This window comes from Novosphingobium sp. SG754 (assembly GCF_013149315.1).
In the GTDB taxonomy this organism is placed as follows: Bacteria; Pseudomonadota; Alphaproteobacteria; order Sphingomonadales; family Sphingomonadaceae; genus Novosphingobium; species Novosphingobium capsulatum.
The window spans coordinates 117,854-134,407 of the sequence record NZ_JABGCC010000007.1 but is presented as its reverse complement, the minus strand read 5'-3'; the positions used below and the strand labels follow the sequence as shown (position 1 = coordinate 134,407).

Sequence of the window (16,554 nt, the reverse complement as noted above, 5' to 3'; positions counted from 1 at the left end):
CCATGCATGATCCCCAGGCGCATCTGGCGCCGATCCCCGACGAATTCGAAGGCGATTACCCGATACGCGTGCGTGGGCTGGTCAATCGCTTTGACGACCATGTGATCCACGACGGTCTCGATCTCGATGTGAAGCGGGGCGAAATCATCGGCGTGGTGGGTGGCTCGGGCACCGGCAAATCGGTGCTCATGCGCTCGATCATCGGGTTGCAGATCCCGCAGGAAGGTTCGATCGAGGTGCTCGGCCGCTCGATCACCGACGCGCGCGACGATGACGATATCGATATCCGCAGCCAGTGGGGCGTGCTGTTCCAGGGCGGCGCGCTGTTTTCCACGCTGACCGTGGCGGAAAACGTCGAGGTGCCGCTGCGCGAGTTCTATCCCGAGATCACCGACGAACTGCGCCACGAAATCGCGCGCTACAAGGTGCTGCTGTCGGGCCTGCCGGCCAATGCCACCAGCAAGTATCCGTCAGAGCTTTCGGGCGGCATGAAGAAGCGCGCTGGCTTGGCGCGCGCGCTGGCGCTCGATCCCGAACTGCTGTTTCTGGACGAGCCGACCGCCGGGCTCGATCCGATCGGGGCTGCCGCGTTCGATACCCTGATCCGCAGCCTGCAGGAAACCCTGGGGCTGACCGTGTTTCTGATCACCCACGATCTCGATACGCTCTATGAAATCTGCGATCGGGTGGCAGTGCTCGCCGACAAGAAGGTGATTGCCGTGGGCACGATCCCCGAACTGCTGGCGCTGGATCACCCATGGATCCAGGAATACTTTAACGGACCGCGCGGCCGGGCGGCCAAGGATGCGCAAGATCGCGAAGCGGCCCATGTGGTAAAACCCAATCCCGAGGCGGCCACCTCCGCGATGGAACAGGAATAAGCGATGGAAACGCGGGCAAACCATATCTGGGTCGGGGCCGTCACGCTGCTGCTGCTGATCGGCGCGGCGGTGCTCACCATCTGGATCGCGCGGCTGAACCAGAACGCGCAGAACGAATACGACATCTTCTTCAAGCAATCGGTCGATGGCCTGGCCAAGGGATCGGAAGTGTCGTTTTCGGGCGTGCCCTCGGGCCAGGTCAAGGATATCGAGCTGTGGGAGAAAGACCCCGAGTTCGTGCGCGTGCGCATCGCCATCGACAAGCGCGTGCCGATCCTGATGGGCACCACCGCCAGCATTCAGGGCAGCTTTACCGGCGTTTCCACGATCCAGCTGGCCGGCGCCGTCAAGGGCGCGCCGCCGATCGACCAGCCTGGGCCGGAAGGGGCGCCCGTGATCCCGACCAAGCGTTCGGGCCTGGGCGAAATCCTGTCCAACGCGCCGCTGCTGCTGGAGCGCCTGGCCACCCTGACCGAGCGCCTGACCATGGTGCTGTCTGACAAGAACCAGAAGTCGATCGAGAACATCCTGGCGCATACCGACAAGATGACCGCGAACCTGGCCGATGCCTCGCCCCAGGTGCAGCGCACCCTGGCCGAGCTGCAGTCCACGCTGCGCCAGGCGACCTATACCCTGTCGGCCTTTGAAAAGGTTGCCGGTTCGGCCGACAACCTGCTGAACGACCAGGGCAATGGCCTGGCCAAGCAGCTGCGCGATACGCTCAAGTCTGCCCAGGCGGCGGCCGATGCGCTCAATGATACGGCCAAGTCGGCGCAGCCGGGGCTCAAGCGGTTTGACCAGCAGACGCTCCCGGCAGCCGATGCGGCGCTGCGCGATCTTCAGGCCACCACCCGGTCCTTGCGTGAATTGACCGATCGCATCAACGATCGCGGCGTCAGCAGCGTGGTCGGCAGCCCCAAGCTGCCCGACTACAAGCACTGATCGTTGCGCCATAGATCTCCACTGGGGGAATTTGACATGCCGTTTCGCCCGCTCATCCCCGCCTCGCGCCCGGCCATCGGTGCGCTGCTGGTGGCCGCTCTCAGCCTGTCGGGCTGTGTCAGCATCGGTGGCAAGGCGCCTGCCACGCTGCTGGCGCTCAGCTCTGATGCCACGGTTCCAGCCGGGCAGGGCGCCTCGGGCACACTGGCCAAGTCTGTCGTGGTGATGGAGCCTTCGGCCGATGCGCGCGTCTCGGTGCTGCGCGTGCCGGTGCAGATCGATGCCAGCAACGTGGCCTACATCAAGAAGACACAGTGGGTCGAACGCCCGGCGCGCCAGTTGCAGCACCTGATCGCCGAAACCCTGCGCGCCAAGGGCGGCCGCCTGGTGGTGGAAAGCGATATCGACCAGTGGCAGCAGCGGCTTTCGGGCCGCCTGCTGGCCATGGGCTATGACCTGCCCACTCACAGCGCCGTGGTGCGCTTTGACGCGGTGAAGGAAGCCCCGGGCGGCCAGATCGAGACCCGCCGCTTCGAGGCGCGCGTGCCCAATGTCAGCGACGATGCCGCCGCCATCGGCCCGGCGCTGAATCAGGCTGCCAACGACGTGGCGCGCCAGGTGGTCGACTGGCTGGGGTGATCGGGCGCCGGGGCGCGGCTGTGGTCAGCCGTGCTTGCGGCCCGAACCCGATTTGTTGCCGCCGCCGTCCTGCTTGTTGACGGTGGCCCAGGCGCGCGCTTCGGCTTCCTTGGGTTCTACGCCGCGCGCTTCATAGCTCTCCTCGATGTGCTCCGCCTTGCGTTTCTGCTTGTCGGTATAGGCGTCTTTGCTGCCCTGCGGCATCGTCGTTCTCCTGGGCCAAAGTCATCGGCACTGTCTGCCAGTTCCTGATCAAGGGGTGGCGCGCACGATGGTTCCGGCAAATTTGCGCCAATTGATCTATCGCACCGACACCGCCGCCAGCGCATGGCACATCCGGCCTCACCCAAGGGGGATCGCGCGATAGTCCGCCGCGCGGCGTTCCTTCCGGGGCGTTTGACCCATGCGTCCAAGGAGGCTCGACCAATGTTGCCCACGTTTCCCCGCCTGATCCTGGCCTGTGCCATGGCCTGTGTTACCGTGCCGCTGGCGTCCGTGCCGGCCCAGGCTGCCGCCCATGCCGGATCGGCCGATGCCCAGGCGCTGCTCTCACGCGCGGTGGCCGAAGTGAAAGGCGTTGGCGCGCCCAAGGCCTTTGCCGAATTCAACGATCCCAACGGCCCGTTCCACACCCGCGAGCTGTACGTCTTCGTGTTCAGCATGACCGGCCGCTATGAAGCGTCGGGTGCCGATCCCAAGCTCGCCGGTAGCGATGTCAGCGCCATGACCGATGCCGAAGGCCGCCCCTTCGTGCAGGACATGATCGCGCTCGCCAAGGCTAAGGACGGCGGCCGGGTGGACTATGTGTGGCTCAACCGTGTGGACAACCGGGTGGAGCACAAGCGCTCGCTGGTTCAGCGCGTGGGCGACCATATCGTTGGCGTGGGGTACTATGCCGGCTGATAACCAGGGCTGATCGGGCTTGGCCGCGTGCGGGGCACGTTTGGCCGCCTGACGGGTTTGACATCCACGGCCCCGCCGCGTTCATCGCGTGGCGGGGCGTCGATGCAAGGATGTCAGCGCCCGTGTTCCAGGAAAGCCAGTCGTTTGCCGATACCCGTGTCCGCACTTCGCGTGCGATCGGCCTGGCCCGCGTGCTGTGCATCCTGGGTATTGTCTATGTCCACGCCTGGACCGGGCTCTATGGCCCGGCGCTGACCGCGCTCGACCACACGCCGCAGGGCCTGTTGCGCTGGGGCCTGATCGAACTCTTGGCGCGCTCGTCGGTGCCGCTGCTCAGCCTGGTGTCGGGCTGGCTGGTGGGCCCGTCGCTGGCGCGGCGCGGCGCGCGGGCATTCCTTGCCGGCAAGGCGCGCACCGTGGTCGTGCCGATGCTGGCATGGAATGCCATTGCCATCGTCGTGGTATCGGGCGCTGCCTACCTTGGGTTGCTCTATGCGCCGCAGCCCACGTCGTGGGGCTGGTTGGCCAACGAGTTGACCGGCCTTGCCCACCCGAACGAGATCAACGTGCAGATGCCGTTCCTGCGCGATCTGTTCGTCTGCCTGCTCGCCGCGCCGCTGCTGGTGCGGCAGGGCGATCGCACGCTGGCGGTGGTGGCGGTCGCCGCCCTGGCGTGGAGCCTGGCGCCGCCGGTTTTCCCGCTGTTGCAGCGCCCGTCCATCCTGGGTTTCTTTGTCCTGGGCATGCTGGTGCGCCGGCACGATGCGGCTGCACGGATTGCCGGCGCGCCGCTGGTGTTGATCCTGGCACCCTATCTGGCGCTATCGGGGGTGAAAATCTGGCTGGAACTCTATGGCGATGCGCAAGGGCTTGCCTCGCCCTTGCTCATGGCAGCGGTCGATCTGGCGATGCGCTGCGCCACGGCGCTGTGTTTCTGGGCGTTGGCCTGGCGCCTTGCTGCCACGCGGGCCGGGGGCGTGCTGCTGCGGCTGGAGCCGGCGATGTTCCTGCTGTTCTGCTGCCACCTGATCCTGATCTGGTGCGCCGGCCCTGCCATCGGCCGCCTGACTGGCCCGCTGGGAGCGCCGGCCTATCCCATGTTCCTGCTGGCCCAGCCACTGCTGGCGCTGGGCGCCACGCTCTTGCTGGGCAGGCTGCTTGTGGCCATCAGCCCGCCGCTGGCGCAATGGCTCAGCGGCGGGCGTCTGGCCTTGCAGCGTTAGTCTTCGTCTTCGTCGGCGAGCAGGCCTTCCTCTTCCTCTTCCTCCCAGCCCTTTTCGTCCTCTTCCTCCTCGTCTTCCTCCAGCGCATCGATCAGCGCCTGGGCAAACATCGGGATGTCATCGGGCTTGCGGCTGGTGATGAGGTTGCCGTCGATGGCCACGGCCTGGTCGACCACATCGGCCCCGGCGTTTTCCAGGTCGGTGCGGATCGAGGGCCAGCCGGTTACCGTGCGGCCATCGATGATGTCGGCTTCCACCAATAGCCAGGGGCCGTGGCAGATCGCCGCGATCGGCTTGTCCATGTCGTCGAATTCCTCGACCAGCTCGATCACGCGGGATTCGAGCCGCAGCGCATCGGGGTTCATCTGGCCGCCGGGCAGCAGCAGGGCGTCGAAGTCATCTGCTTCCACCGCGTCGAGGCGCATGTCCACCTTGACGCTTTCGCCCCAGTCGGTGTGGTTCCAGCCCTTGATCGAGCCGGTCTTGGGGCTGGCGACTACGGTTTCGATGCCGGCCGCTTCCAGCGCCTTTTTCGGTTCAAGCAGTTCGGATTGTTCAAAGCCGTCGGTGGCTAGGATCAGCACGCGTTTGGCCATGGTCATTCTCCGTCAAATCGGGGGGATACTTGCCCACAATGGCCCGCCGTGATGACAGTTCCGGAGGTTTCGTTTTGTTCACGGTATTGCTACACGGATTCGGCCATGGCCGATGATTTCAAAGATCCGTTCGACGCTATCGTCGATGCCCCCTTCGACTCCGCCCTGTCGGAGCGATACCTGGTCTATGCGCTGTCCACGATCACGGCGCGATCGCTGCCTGATCTGCGCGATGGCTTGAAGCCGGTGCACCGCCGCCTGCTGTGGGCGATGCGGCAGTTGAAGCTCGATCCCAACGGCGCGTTCAAGAAATCGGCGCGTGTGGTGGGCGATGTGATCGGCAAGTATCACCCGCACGGCGATGCCAGCGTCTATGACGCGATGGTCCGCCTCGCCCAGGATTTCGCGCTGCGCTATCCGCTGGTCGAGGGGCAGGGCAATTTCGGCAATATCGATGGCGATAACGCGGCGGCCTATCGCTATACCGAAGCGCGGCTGACCGCGACGGCGATCCGGCTGATGGCCGGGCTCGACGAAGGCACGGTCGATTTCCTGCCGACCTACAATGGCGAGGAGCAGGAACCGGAAATCTTTCCCGGGCTGTTCCCCAACCTGCTGGCCAATGGTGCCAGCGGCATTGCCGTGGGCATGGCCACCAACATTCCCAGCCACAACGTGGCCGAGATCGTCGATGCCACGCTGATGTTGATCGACAATCCCCACGCCGAACATGCCCAGTTGATGGAGGTGTTCCACGGCCCCGATTTTCCCACCGGGGGCGTGGTGGTCGATAGCCCGGCGGCGATTTCGGCTGCCTATGAAACCGGGCGCGGTTCGATCCGCGTGCGCGGGCGCTTTTCGACCGGCCGGGCCGAGGATGGCGCCTGGGAAGGCAGCGGGATCGAGCGGCTGGGCAGCGGCCAGTGGCAGCTGGTCATCTCGGAAATCCCCTACATGGTGCAAAAGGGCAAGCTGATCGAACAGATCGCCGCCCTGATCGGTGACAAGAAGCTGCCGATCCTGGAAGACGTGCGCGATGAAAGCGACGAGCAGATCCGCATCGTGCTCGTGCCCAAGAGCCGCAATGTCGATCCCGAGCTGCTCAAGGAATCGCTCTACCGGCTGACCGACCTGGAAACGCGCTTTGGCCTCAACCTCAACGTGCTGGATTCGCAGCGCACGCCGGGCGTGCTGGGGCTGAAACTGCTGTTGCAGGAATGGGTGGTCAGCCAGATCGACATCATGCTGCGCCGCACGCAGCACCGGCTGGACAAGATCGCCGCGCGGCTCGAGCTGCTCGAAGGCTATATCATTGCCTATCTCAACCTCGATCGGATCATCGAGATCATCCGCACCGAGGACGAGCCCAAGCCGGTGATGATGGCCGAATTCGGCCTGACCGATCGCCAGGCCGAAGCCATTCTCAACATGCGCCTGCGCAGCTTGCGCAAGCTGGAAGAGATGGAATTGCGCCGCGAGCACGACGCGCTGCTGGCCGAGCAGGACGATCTCAACAAGCTGCTGGAAAGCCCGGCGCGCCAGCGCACCCGGCTCAAGCGCGAACTGGCGGCGCTGCGCAAGGAATACGGCCCGGAAACCGCGCTGGGCCGCCGCCGCACCACGATTGCCGAAGCCGCGCCGACGCGCGAGTTTTCGATGGATGCGATGATCGAGAAGGAGCCGGTCACCGTGGTGCTTTCGGCGCGCGGCTGGATTCGCGCGGCCAAGGGCCACCTGCCGCTCGATACCGAGTTCAAGTTCAAGGAAGGCGATGGCCCGGCCTGGGTCTTGCACGCGCAGACCACCGACAAGCTGCTGGTCGCGCTCGACAATGGCCGGTTCTACACGCTCGGCGCCGATAAGCTCCCCGGCGCGCGCGGCTTTGGCGAGCCGATCCGCACCATGGTCGATATCGATCCCGATGCGCATATCATGGCGCTGGTGGTCTATCGGCCCAAGGGCCAGTTGCTGCTGGCCGCCAACACCGGGCGCGGCTTTGCCGCCGAGATGGACGAACTGCTGGCCGAAACCCGCAAGGGGCGCGGCGTGGTATCGACCAAGCCCGGCGTCAGCCTCAAGATCGTGCGCGAGATCGCGCCCGAACATGATCACGTTGCCGTGGTGGGTGAAAACCGCAAGCTGGTGATCTTTGCCCTGTCGGAAGTGCCGATCCTGGCCAAGGGGCAGGGGGTGACGCTGCAACGCTATCGCGATGGCGGCTTGTCGGACGCCATCACGCTCAAGCTGGAAGACGGCCTCACCTGGGCCATGGGCGGCGAAACCGGCCGCACCCGCGTGGAAAAGGACCTCCTCCCGTGGAAGGTAGCGCGCGGCGCCGCCGGGCGTTTGCCACCCGTGGGCTTCCCGCGGGATAATACGTTCTAGGGATCAGCCCCTCCACCACCGCTGCGCGGCGGTTCCCCTCCCCGTCGGTGACGGGGAGGATCAATCCCGCCACATCGGCGTCAGTCGTGCTTGCCGAAAGGCGTCGCGGCGGCATTTCTGGCGCGCTGAACACTGTCCAGAAAGCTCGCCGCTTGCGCCGTGCGATGTCCCTGCCCGAAGTGCTGTTGTGGCAGGCACTGCGGCGGCGTCAGGGTGGTGTGAAGCTGCGTCGACAGCATCCGATCGGGCCTTACATTCTGGATTTCTGGTGCCCGGCAGCCCGTCTCGCCATCGAAGTGGATGGTCAAGCGCACGACATGGGCGAGCGGGCGCAGCACGATATGCGCCGTAATGCCTGGCTCGCCACGCAAGGTGTTGAGGTGCTGCGCTTGCCAGCGGTTGAGGTCTTGCGCGATCCAACAGGCGCCGCTCAGGCCATCGCGCAAACTTGCCAAGCGCGGATCGAACAGATCCTCCCCATGGAATGGGGAGGTGGCAGGCCGCAGGCCTGACGGAGGGGCGCCGTCTGCTATTGGCGCATCAAGCCGCGCCCTGTTCCTTGGCCGCGTCGACCAGCCAGTCGTGGAATTTGACGAGGCCGGGGTGATCGCGCCAGTCGGGGCGCAGGACGAGGTAGTATTGCCCCTCGTCGACCAGTGCGGTGGCGAACGGGGTGACGAGCGCGCCTGATTGCAGTTCCGGTTCGATCAGGAAGCGGGGGAGCAGAGCGGCGCCCGATCCGGCGGCGGCGGCCTGGGCCAGCATCAGGAAGTGTTCGAAGGTCGCGCCTTTGAGTGGCGGCAGGCCATCGATGCCGGCCAGCGCGAACCAGCGGTTCCAGGCGTTGCGGCGCGAGATCTGGAACAGCAGTGGCTTGCTCAGGAGGTCGGCGGGCTGCTGCACCCCTTCGGCCGCCAGCCACGATGGCGCGCAGGCCACCACCGCCTGTTCGGTGAACAGCGGGATCATCTCGGCATCGTCCCAATCGGCCGCGCCGAAGTGGATCGCGGCATCGAACCGTTCCTCGCGCAAGTCGAACGGAAACGAGCGTGCGGCAAAGTTCACCGTGAGTTCGGGGTGTCGCGCGGTAAGGCCGGGCAGGCGCGGGGCGAGCCAGCGCATGCCGAAGCTGGGCAGGGTGGCGATGGTCAGGTCGCGGCGGCTGCCCCGGTCCATGGCCTTCGCGGTGGCCATGCGGATGCGGCGCAGTGCCGGCTCGATATCCTCGGCATAGGCGCGCCCGGCCTCGTTCAGGGTAACGCGGCGGCCATGGCGCTGGAACAGCGGGGTCTGCAGGCTTTCTTCTAGCAAGGCGATCTGGCGGCTGACTGCGCTTTGCGTCAGGCCCAGCTGCGCGCCGGCGCGAGAGAAGCCGCCTTCGCGCGCGGCGGCCACGAAGCAGGCCAGCGCGGTCATGGAGGGAAGCTCGCGGCGTGATTCACTCATTCCAAAACCCGATCAACAGATGATGCTTACCCGTTTTGATACCCGGCTTTCCTATCATAAATTGCGGCTTGGGACGATATTAGATCGAAAGAGCGCATGATGCAGAACTTGGCAACCATCGAACAAACCGGTGCTGCGGATCTTGTTGAAAATGTCCTGGGCCATGCGGCTGCGGCAAAGATTCGTGCGCTGGCTGCCCCGATGGTGCCCACCGGTGGTCATGCGCCGGTCAACGGTATCGATGCCTTGCGTTTTGCCGAGGCGCTCAATCTCGTGCTCTTTGCCGATCTTTTGAAGCGCGTGCCCGAAGGCGCCGAATATGTGGATGAATGCGTGGCCCAGGGCCGCCGCATCGTGCTTGACCACGGCGCGCTGCGCACGGTGCTGCTGCCGCAGGGCGCGCGCTGCGCCATGCCGCAGGGCGTGGAAGCGTTCCGCCGCGTGCTTGAACCGCTCGGCTATATCGAAGTGGGCATCTATCCGCTGCCGCGTCTCAAGATGACCGGCCATGTGTGGTGCCATGCCAAGCTGCCCGAAACCATGCCGCAGTTCTTTGTCAGCGAATTGCACGTCGATCAGTTCTCGCCCGCTTTTGCCAAGGCGGCGGTGCGCGTGTTCGGCCCGGCGCTCGATCGCCTCGATGCCGCCACGGCGCAGGTGCTGTCGCGCTTTGCCCCCGGTGGCAGCGTGCCGCAGGACGATGCCGTGGCCGCCCTCAAGGTCGTGATGGGCCTGTTCGATCGCCAGCACCCGGTGCCGTTCGAAAGCGACTATGAGATTCTGCGCGCCGAAAGCGCCGAGGCCGCCTGGATCGCCACTGAAGGCAATGCCTTCAACCACGTGACCGATCGCGTTGCCGATGTCGAGGCAACCGCGCAGGGCGAGCGCGTGGCAGGCCGCAGCATCAAGGACAAAGTGGAGGTTTCCGCCTCGGGCCGCGTGCGGCAGACCGCGCTGCGCGCCGCCCAGGTCAAGCGTTCCTTCCGGGCCGAGGATGGCACGCTGACGGCGCAGACCGTGCCGGGTTCGTTCTTCGAGTTCATCACGCGCCGGGCCGATCCGGCCACGGGCAAGCTCGACCTCACCTTTGACAGCGGCAATGCCACCGGCATCTTCAAGATGACGGCCGCCGCCTGAGAGTTTGCCCCCGTGCCATGGCGCGGGGGTGGTCCATTCATAACAACAACACCAGTTCCGCATCTCGATTGCGGGGAGAAATCGTCATGTCTCAAGCCCTGATGCCGCTCTATGCCCGTGCCCAGATCGAAGTGGAGCGTGGTGAAGGTGTGTGGCTGGAAGCGCGCGACGGCCGCCGCTTCCTCGATTGCGTGGCGGGGATCGCCACGTGCAGCCTGGGTCATGCCCATCCCGGGCTGGTCGCCGCGCTCACCGCGCAGGCGCACAAGCTGTGGCATGTTTCCAACATCTTCCGCATTCCCGGCCAGGAAGAGCTGGCGGAAAAGCTGACCGGCGCCACCTTTGCCGATCTGGTCTATTTCGCCAATTCCGGCACCGAGGCGGTTGAAGCCGCGCTCAAGACCGCGCGCCGCTATCACTTTGCCAAGGGCAATCCCGAGCGGATCGACGTGATCGGCTTTGCCGGGTCGTTCCACGGACGCACCTATGCGGCGATCAACGCCTCGGGCAATCCCACCTATCTCGAAGGGTTCGGCCCGCGCCTGCCCGGCTTCCACCAGATGTCGGTGGATGACCTGCCTGCGCTCGCCGAAGCGATTGCCCGCCCCACCACGGCGGCGGTAATCGTCGAGCCAGTGCAGGGTGAGGGCGGTGCCCGCGCGCTGTCGGGCGAATTCCTGCTGGAACTGCGCCGCCTGACGCGTGAGCACGGCGTGCTGCTGATCCACGATGAAGTGCAAAGCGGCATGGGCCGCACCGGCAAGCTGTTTGCCCACCAGTGGTTCCCGGGCGCCGAGCCCGACATCATGGCGATTGCCAAGGCGCTGGGTGGCGGTTTCCCGATCGGCGCCTGCCTGACTACCGCCGAGGCGGCGAGCGGCATGGTCACCGGCGTGCATGGCACCACCTTTGGCGGCAATCCGCTGGCCATGGCCGTGGGCCTGGCCGTGTTCGACGTGATTGCGCAGGACGCTGCCCTGGCGCATGTTGGCGCCATGTCAGATCGCTTCTATTCCGGTTTTGCCGCCTTGGCGGCGCGCTATCCCGATCAGATCGTGGAAACGCGCGGCAAGGGGCTGCTGATGGGCCTCAAGCTTCATGCCAACAACCGCGAGGTCATGGCCCTGGCCCGCGAGCATGGCCTGCTGGTGGCCGGCGGCGGCGAAAACTGCGTGCGCATGTTGCCTTCGCTGTTGATCACGGCGGAAGAAGTGGATGAAGCGCTTGCCCGCCTCGATGCCACGCTGGCTGATGCGCGTGCACGCGGCTGGGGCCAGGTCGACGCTGCCAGCGCGGTAGCCGCCTGATGCTGGTGGTGCGGCCGGCCGGGCCGGCCGATATCGACGCGCTGCTCGATCTGGCGTTCCTTTCGGGCAAGGGCTTTACCAGCCTGCCCGAAGACCGCGCCGTGCTGGCCGAGCGGCTGGCGCTTTCCGCGCAAAGCTTTGCGCGGGAAGTGTCGCCGCAGCATGCCTGGTACACGCTGATGCTCGAAGACACCGAAACCGGTGTGATCGAGGGCGTGGCCGGCATCAAGGGTGCGGTAGGGCTCGACCGGCCGCACTTTTCGTTCCGGGTGATGACTCTGGCGCAATATTCGTCGGCCACCGGCACGCGGTTCGATCACCAGGCGCTGGTCTTGGTCAACGAATGCACCGGATCGTCGGAAGTGGGCTCGCTGTTCCTGCGCCCTCGCAAGCGGCAGGGCGGGGCGGGATCGCTGTTGGCCCGGGCGCGCTATGCGCTGATCGGTGCCAACCGCGATCTGTTTGCCGCCACGATCATGGCCGAACTGCGCGGCTGGTTCGACGAGCGCGATGAAAGCCCGTTCTGGCACGGCATCGCCGCCAAGTTCTTTCGCCTGCCGTTCGAGGACGCGGATCGCATGATCACCGCCACCGACGGGCAGTTCATCCTCGATCTGGCGCCGCGCCATCCGATCTACCTGGAACTGGTCGATCCCGCCGCGCGCGAGGCAATCGCCAAGGTTCATCGCCACGGCGCGCGCGCGCTGGCGATGCTGGAAGACGAAGGCTTTACCCGTTCGGGCCTGATCGACATTTTCGATGGTGGCCCCACCGTGACGGCGCCGCGCGACCAGATCCGCACCGTGCGCAATGCGCAGACCCTGCCGGCAGCGGCCGGCGTGGTGGAACCGGCGGCCGACGAGCGGCTGCATCTGGTGGCGGTGCCCGGCCTTGCCACGTTCCGCGCCACGCTGACTCCGGCCCGCATCACCGATGATGCCCTGGTCGTTCCCGAAGCAACCCTGGCCGCCCTGGGCATTCGCCCGGGTGACCCTCTGATCGTGAGTTGATTGCCGTGACCCAAAGGCTCCAGTCGTTCGATCCGGCCCATGGCCGCGTGGTGTGGGAAGGCGAAGTGGCAGACGAGGCGGCCTGCGCTGCTGCGCTGGCCAAGGCCCGTGCCGCGTTCCCGGCCTGGGCACGTACCCCGCTCGAAGAGCGCGTGGCGATTGCCGAGCGTTATGCCACGCTGGTCAAGGCCAGCCCGGCGCTGGCCGAGCTGATTTCCGCCGAAACCGGCAAGCTGCTGTGGGAAACGCGCGCCGAGCAGGCCTCCATGGCCGGCAAAGTGGCGGTGTCGATCGCGGCGCAAGCCGAACGCACCGGTTCGCGCAGTGCGGACATGCCGTTCGGCAGCGCCACCCTGCGCCATCGTCCGCACGGCGTGATGGCCGTGCTTGGTCCCTACAATTTCCCCGGCCACCTGCCCAACGGGCACATCGTGCCCGCGCTGCTGGCGGGCAATACCGTGGTGTTCAAGCCTTCGGAACTGACTCCGGCCACCGGCGCTGCCATGGTGGGCCTGTGGCGCGAAGCCGGGCTGCCCGATGGCGTGCTCAATATCGTGCAGGGTGGGCGCGAAACTGGTGAGGCGCTGCTCAAGGGGCGGATCGATGGGCTGCTGTTCACCGGCTCTGCCGCCGCCGGGCAGATATTCCGCCGCCAGTTTGCCGATCGCCCCGATGTGATCCTGGCGCTGGAACTGGGCGGCAACAATCCGCTGGTGGCCTGGGATGGCGATCCGGCGGCGGTGGCCAGCCTCATCGTCCATTCGGCCTTCGTGACCAGCGGGCAGCGCTGCTCGTGCGCGCGGCGCCTGATCCTGCCCGAGGGGGCATGGGGTGACGCAGTGATCGCGGCGCTGGTCGACCTGGCGCAGCGCCTGCCGATCGCGGCGTGGGACGAGCCCGGTGAGGCTTTCATGGGCCCGCTGGTGGGCGATGCCCAAGCCCGCGCAGCGCGTGCGGCGGTGGCAGACCTGGTGGCCGCCGGCGCCCGGCCGATCTTGGCCGAAGCGACGCAGGAAGGACGGCGCGAGGCATTCTTTGCGCCGGTGATCCTCGACGTGACTGGCCTGGCCGTGCCCGATCGCGAGGTTTTTGCCCCGGTGTTGAGCGTGCGGCGCGTGGCCGATTTCGCCGCCGCGCTGGGCAGTGCCAATGATACCGCGTTCGGCCTGTCGGCGGGGCTGGTATCAGCCGATCCGACGCTGTGGGACGAGTTTCGCCTGATGGTTCGTGCCGGCGTGGTCAACTGGAACCGCCCGACCACGGGCGCTGCGGCCAACATGCCGTTCGGTGGGCTGGGTGACAGTGGCAACCACCGCCCCAGCGCCTACTACGCCGCGGATTATTGCGCCTGGCCGATGGCCAGTTTCGAGGCGCCGACGATTGCGGCACAGCCGGTGCCGGGCATTCCGTCATAAATTGCAAAAGGTGCCGAAAATTTTCGGCACCTTTTTTTTCATGGTGCGTTATCTGCGCTACGGATGACCAACCATACTGAATCGAGCGGCCAGGTTCCTGCCGAGCAGGCGGAAGCCTTTGCTGTAGATCTCAGCAATTGCGATCGCGAGCCGATCCATATCTTGGGCATCATTCAGCCCTTTGGATTTCTCGTCGCCATCACGCCCGATTGGATGGTTGCGCGGGTCTCTGAAAACATTGATCAATTTACCGGCATGGCTGCGCACGACGTGCTGGGCCAGCCGCTTACCCATCTACTCGACCGCGAGGCAATCCACACCATCCGCAACCGGCTGACCACGCTGCGTGGCGCCGATGCGGTAGAGCGGATTTTCGCCCTGCCATTGCTGGCTGGGCAGCCGCCGTTCGACGTGGCGCTGCATTTCGCCGGGCGCGAGATCGTGATCGAGGCCGAGCCGGCAGCGCTGGAGCCGATCGAGGCGACCTCGGTGGTGCGCAGCATGATCGGCCGGCTGCAACAGGTGGAAGGCCTGCCCGCGTTTCTGCGGGAAGGCGCGCGCCAGGTGCGGGCGATCACCGGGTTTGACCGGGTCATGGTCTATCGCTTCGATGCGCAGGAATCGGGCGAGGTCGTCGCTGAATCCGCGCGGCATGGCATCGACAGCTTCCTGGGGCTGCACTATCCCGCCAGCGATATTCCGGCCCAGGCGCGCCAGCTCTATCTGCGCAATACGTTTCGCGTGATCGCTGACGTTGGGTCTACACCGGTGCCCCTGGTGCCGCAGCGCGATCCCGATGGCCTGCTGCTGGACCAGTCGCTGTCCGTGCTGCGCGCAGTGTCGCCAATCCACATCGAATACCTGCACAACATGGGCGTATGCGCGTCGCTGTCGATCTCGATCGTGGTGGGCGGCAAGCTGTGGGGGCTGTTTGCCTGCCATCACTATTCCCCGCGCCTGCCCAGCATGGCCGCACGCAGCGCGGCCGAACTGTTTGGCCAGATGTTCTCGCTCATGCTCGACGCGCGGGAAAACGCCCAGGCTCGCGAGTATGAAGCGCGCGGTCGCGCCGTTACCGATCGCTTGCTGGCCACCGTGGCGCAGGACAATGACCTGCTCGACAATCCGCAATGGCTGGCCGACGTGATCGGCGATGCCATTCCCGCCGATGGCATCGGCGTGCATGTGCGCGGCCAGACCTCGCTGGTGGGGCTGACCCCCAATGACGACCAGTTTGACAGCATCGTGCGCCTGCTCAACCGGGTCTCTTCCGGGCAGGTCTTTGCCACCGAGACGATTGCCAAGATGCTGCCAGCCGCGGCCGATCACGCCGACGTGGCGGCCGGCATGCTGGCGATTCCGCTGTCGCGCGAGCCGCGTGACTATATCGTGCTGTTCCGGGCAGAACGCCTGCGCGAGGTGCGCTGGGGCGGCAAGCCTGAAAAGGAAATGGTGCACGGCCCCAACGGCCCGCGCCTGACCCCGCGCAAGAGTTTCGAGGCCTGGGCGCAACTGGTAAAGGGCACGTGCCAGCCGTTTACTCCGGCCGAGCGCCGCGTGGCCGAAGCGCTGCGCGTGGGCATGCTGGAAGTGCTGGTGCGCCTGGCGGAAACCGCCGGGGTGGAGCGCGCCCGCGCGTCGGAACGGCAGGAACTGCTGATTGCCGAACTCAATCACCGCGTGCGCAATATCCTCTCGCTGATCCGTGGCCTGATCGCGCAGACCCGCGATGGCGCCGCCGATGTGGCGGGCTTTATCGTCACGCTCGATGATCGCATCCGCTCGCTCGCCCGCGCGCATGACCAGATCACCGCCGATCGCTGGGGGCCGGCGCGGCTGGCTGACCTGGTAGAAGTGGAAGCCGGCGCCTATTTGCGCGCGCAATCCGAACGCGTGGTGGCGCAGGGCGAGAACGTGCTGCTTTATCCCACCGCCTACGTCACGATTGCCCTGGTCATCCACGAATTGATGACCAATGCCGTGAAGTATGGCGCGCTCGCCGGGCAGGGCACGGTGCATATTTCGTGGGAGCGTGACGGCAGCGGCGGGCTGGTGCTCGATTGGCAGGAACGCGATGGTCCGCCCGTGGCGCCACCCACCCGGCGTGGGTTTGGCAGCACGATCATCGAACGCTCGATCCCCTATGACCTGGGTGGCACGGCCAACATCGCCTATCTGGAACCGGGCGTGCATGCCCGCTTCACCCTGCCCGAACACTGTGTGGCGGGGGTAACGGCGGCGCGGCACAGCGGTCCCACGCCGATCAGCCTGGGCGGGGCGACCACGCCGCTGGACGATTGCAACGTGCTGCTGGTGGAAGACAGCATGATCATCGCGCTCGATGGCGAAGACGCGCTGCGCGAACTGGGCGCGGCGGCGGTCAGCACCGCGCCGACCGTGCGCGATGCGCTGCGCCTGCTGGAGCGGAACGAGTTTGCCTTTGCCCTGCTGGACTTCAATCTGGGTGTGGATACCAGCGCGCCGATCGCCGATCGGCTGACCGAACTGGGTGTGCCCTTTGCCTTTGCCACCGGCTATGGCGAAGGCATTGGCAACGAACGCTGGCCCGGCGTGCCGGTGATCAACAAGCCCTATGGTCTCAAGGAACTGCGTGCTGCCGTGGGCCAGGCCCAAGCCGTGCGGCGATCACCCCACGCGGGCACTTGACCG

General features: G+C 66.1%; 14 protein-coding genes and 1 pseudogene. 12 read left to right on the top strand and 3 right to left on the bottom strand.

The window, feature by feature from the left end; translation table 11 throughout:
* Positions 1 to 2: 2 nt before the first annotated feature.
* The 3 genes from FHW97_RS17290 to FHW97_RS17280 are packed head-to-tail and all read left to right on the top strand — an operon-like array spanning position 3 to position 2,462.
* Complete coding sequence (locus FHW97_RS17290; RefSeq protein WP_022677221.1) at positions 3 to 881, top strand: ABC transporter ATP-binding protein; 879 nt, start codon at positions 3 to 5, stop codon at positions 879 to 881.
* A 3-nt stretch (positions 882 to 884) separates the two neighbouring features.
* Entirely contained in the window at positions 885 to 1,823 is a 939-nt protein-coding gene (locus tag FHW97_RS17285; protein ID WP_022677220.1) for an MlaD family protein, read from the top strand.
* A 36-nt stretch (positions 1,824 to 1,859) separates the two neighbouring features.
* The gene (locus FHW97_RS17280; RefSeq protein ID WP_171799342.1) at positions 1,860 to 2,462 is read left to right on the top strand and encodes an ABC-type transport auxiliary lipoprotein family protein; all 603 of its coding nucleotides are present in this window, start codon (positions 1,860 to 1,862) and stop codon (positions 2,460 to 2,462) included.
* A gap of 36 nt (positions 2,463 to 2,498) precedes the next feature.
* Here FHW97_RS17280 and FHW97_RS17275 read toward each other — a convergent pair.
* Positions 2,499 to 2,666, bottom strand: a pseudogene (locus FHW97_RS17275) (plasmid stabilization protein); the annotation flags it as partial.
* Positions 2,667 to 2,888: 222 nt separating this feature from the next.
* On the opposite strand from FHW97_RS17275, the gene FHW97_RS17270 reads away from it, so the two are divergent.
* Both FHW97_RS17270 and FHW97_RS17265 read left to right on the top strand, forming a co-directional pair.
* The gene (locus FHW97_RS17270; RefSeq protein ID WP_171799341.1) at positions 2,889 to 3,365 is read left to right on the top strand and encodes a cache domain-containing protein; all 477 of its coding nucleotides are present in this window, start codon (positions 2,889 to 2,891) and stop codon (positions 3,363 to 3,365) included.
* Positions 3,366 to 3,475: 110 nt separating this feature from the next.
* On the top strand, positions 3,476 to 4,588 hold the full coding sequence (locus tag FHW97_RS17265) for an acyltransferase (RefSeq protein ID WP_171799340.1): 1,113 nt from the start codon (positions 3,476 to 3,478) through the stop codon (positions 4,586 to 4,588).
* Here FHW97_RS17265 and FHW97_RS17260 read toward each other — a convergent pair.
* Positions 4,585 to 5,184 (bottom strand): type 1 glutamine amidotransferase domain-containing protein, encoded by a 600-nt coding sequence (locus FHW97_RS17260; RefSeq protein WP_051146397.1) that lies wholly within the window; start codon positions 5,182 to 5,184, stop codon positions 4,585 to 4,587. The genes FHW97_RS17265 and FHW97_RS17260 overlap by 4 nt on opposite strands.
* A 105-nt stretch (positions 5,185 to 5,289) precedes the next feature.
* On the opposite strand from FHW97_RS17260, the gene parC reads away from it, so the two are divergent.
* Complete coding sequence (parC, locus tag FHW97_RS17255) at positions 5,290 to 7,569, top strand: DNA topoisomerase IV subunit A (RefSeq protein ID WP_171796479.1); 2,280 nt, start codon at positions 5,290 to 5,292, stop codon at positions 7,567 to 7,569.
* An 86-nt stretch (positions 7,570 to 7,655) separates the two neighbouring features.
* Positions 7,656 to 8,081: an endonuclease domain-containing protein gene (locus FHW97_RS17250; RefSeq protein WP_370525455.1), complete on the top strand. Its 426-nt coding sequence runs from the start codon at positions 7,656 to 7,658 to the stop codon at positions 8,079 to 8,081.
* Positions 8,082 to 8,109: 28 nt separating this feature from the next.
* On the opposite strand, the gene FHW97_RS17245 is transcribed toward FHW97_RS17250, so the two are convergent.
* Positions 8,110 to 9,015, bottom strand: coding sequence for a LysR substrate-binding domain-containing protein (locus FHW97_RS17245; RefSeq protein WP_022677213.1), 906 nt, complete (start codon positions 9,013 to 9,015; stop codon positions 8,110 to 8,112).
* 96 nt (positions 9,016 to 9,111) lie between these two features.
* Between FHW97_RS17245 and FHW97_RS17240 the strand changes: the two genes are divergently transcribed.
* From FHW97_RS17240 to FHW97_RS17220, 5 genes are all read left to right on the top strand, one after another.
* Positions 9,112 to 10,152 (top strand): DUF1338 domain-containing protein, encoded by a 1,041-nt coding sequence (locus FHW97_RS17240; protein WP_253941853.1) that lies wholly within the window; start codon positions 9,112 to 9,114, stop codon positions 10,150 to 10,152.
* 86 nt (positions 10,153 to 10,238) lie between these two features.
* Positions 10,239 to 11,459: an aspartate aminotransferase family protein gene (locus tag FHW97_RS17235; protein ID WP_216647762.1), complete on the top strand. Its 1,221-nt coding sequence runs from the start codon at positions 10,239 to 10,241 to the stop codon at positions 11,457 to 11,459.
* Positions 11,459 to 12,469 carry an arginine N-succinyltransferase gene (locus FHW97_RS17230; RefSeq protein ID WP_022677210.1) on the top strand — a complete coding sequence of 337 codons (1,011 nt, stop codon included), beginning with the start codon at positions 11,459 to 11,461 and terminating at the stop codon, positions 12,467 to 12,469. Before FHW97_RS17235 ends, FHW97_RS17230 begins: the two co-directional genes overlap by 1 nt.
* A 5-nt stretch (positions 12,470 to 12,474) precedes the next feature.
* The gene (gene astD / locus FHW97_RS17225; RefSeq protein WP_171799338.1) at positions 12,475 to 13,884 is read left to right on the top strand and encodes a succinylglutamate-semialdehyde dehydrogenase; all 1,410 of its coding nucleotides are present in this window, start codon (positions 12,475 to 12,477) and stop codon (positions 13,882 to 13,884) included.
* A gap of 63 nt (positions 13,885 to 13,947) precedes the next feature.
* Positions 13,948 to 16,551, top strand: a complete 2,604-nt coding sequence (locus FHW97_RS17220) for an HWE histidine kinase domain-containing protein (protein WP_171796475.1) — start codon at positions 13,948 to 13,950, stop codon at positions 16,549 to 16,551.
* Positions 16,552 to 16,554: the final 3 nt, after the last annotated feature.

Bases quoted from the DNA above. Each gene is read 5' to 3' on its own strand.
- FHW97_RS17280 (WP_171799342.1), top strand. From the start codon at position 1,860: ATGCCGTTTCGCCCGCTCATCCCCGCCTCGCGCCCGGCCATCGGTGCG.
- FHW97_RS17230 (WP_022677210.1), top strand. From the start codon at position 11,459: ATGCTGGTGGTGCGGCCGGCCGGGCCGGCCGATATCGACGCGCTGCTC.
- parC (WP_171796479.1), top strand. From the start codon at position 5,290: ATGGCCGATGATTTCAAAGATCCGTTCGACGCTATCGTCGATGCCCCC.
- FHW97_RS17245 (WP_022677213.1), bottom strand. From the start codon at position 9,015: ATGAGTGAATCACGCCGCGAGCTTCCCTCCATGACCGCGCTGGCCTGC.
- FHW97_RS17270 (WP_171799341.1), top strand. From the start codon at position 2,889: ATGTTGCCCACGTTTCCCCGCCTGATCCTGGCCTGTGCCATGGCCTGT.
- FHW97_RS17220 (WP_171796475.1), top strand. From the start codon at position 13,948: ATGACCAACCATACTGAATCGAGCGGCCAGGTTCCTGCCGAGCAGGCG.
- FHW97_RS17260 (WP_051146397.1), bottom strand. From the start codon at position 5,184: ATGGCCAAACGCGTGCTGATCCTAGCCACCGACGGCTTTGAACAATCC.
- FHW97_RS17285 (WP_022677220.1), top strand. From the start codon at position 885: ATGGAAACGCGGGCAAACCATATCTGGGTCGGGGCCGTCACGCTGCTG.
- FHW97_RS17290 (WP_022677221.1), top strand. From the start codon at position 3: ATGCATGATCCCCAGGCGCATCTGGCGCCGATCCCCGACGAATTCGAA.
- FHW97_RS17235 (WP_216647762.1), top strand. From the start codon at position 10,239: ATGTCTCAAGCCCTGATGCCGCTCTATGCCCGTGCCCAGATCGAAGTG.
- FHW97_RS17265 (WP_171799340.1), top strand. From the start codon at position 3,476: ATGTCAGCGCCCGTGTTCCAGGAAAGCCAGTCGTTTGCCGATACCCGT.
- FHW97_RS17240 (WP_253941853.1), top strand. From the start codon at position 9,112: ATGATGCAGAACTTGGCAACCATCGAACAAACCGGTGCTGCGGATCTT.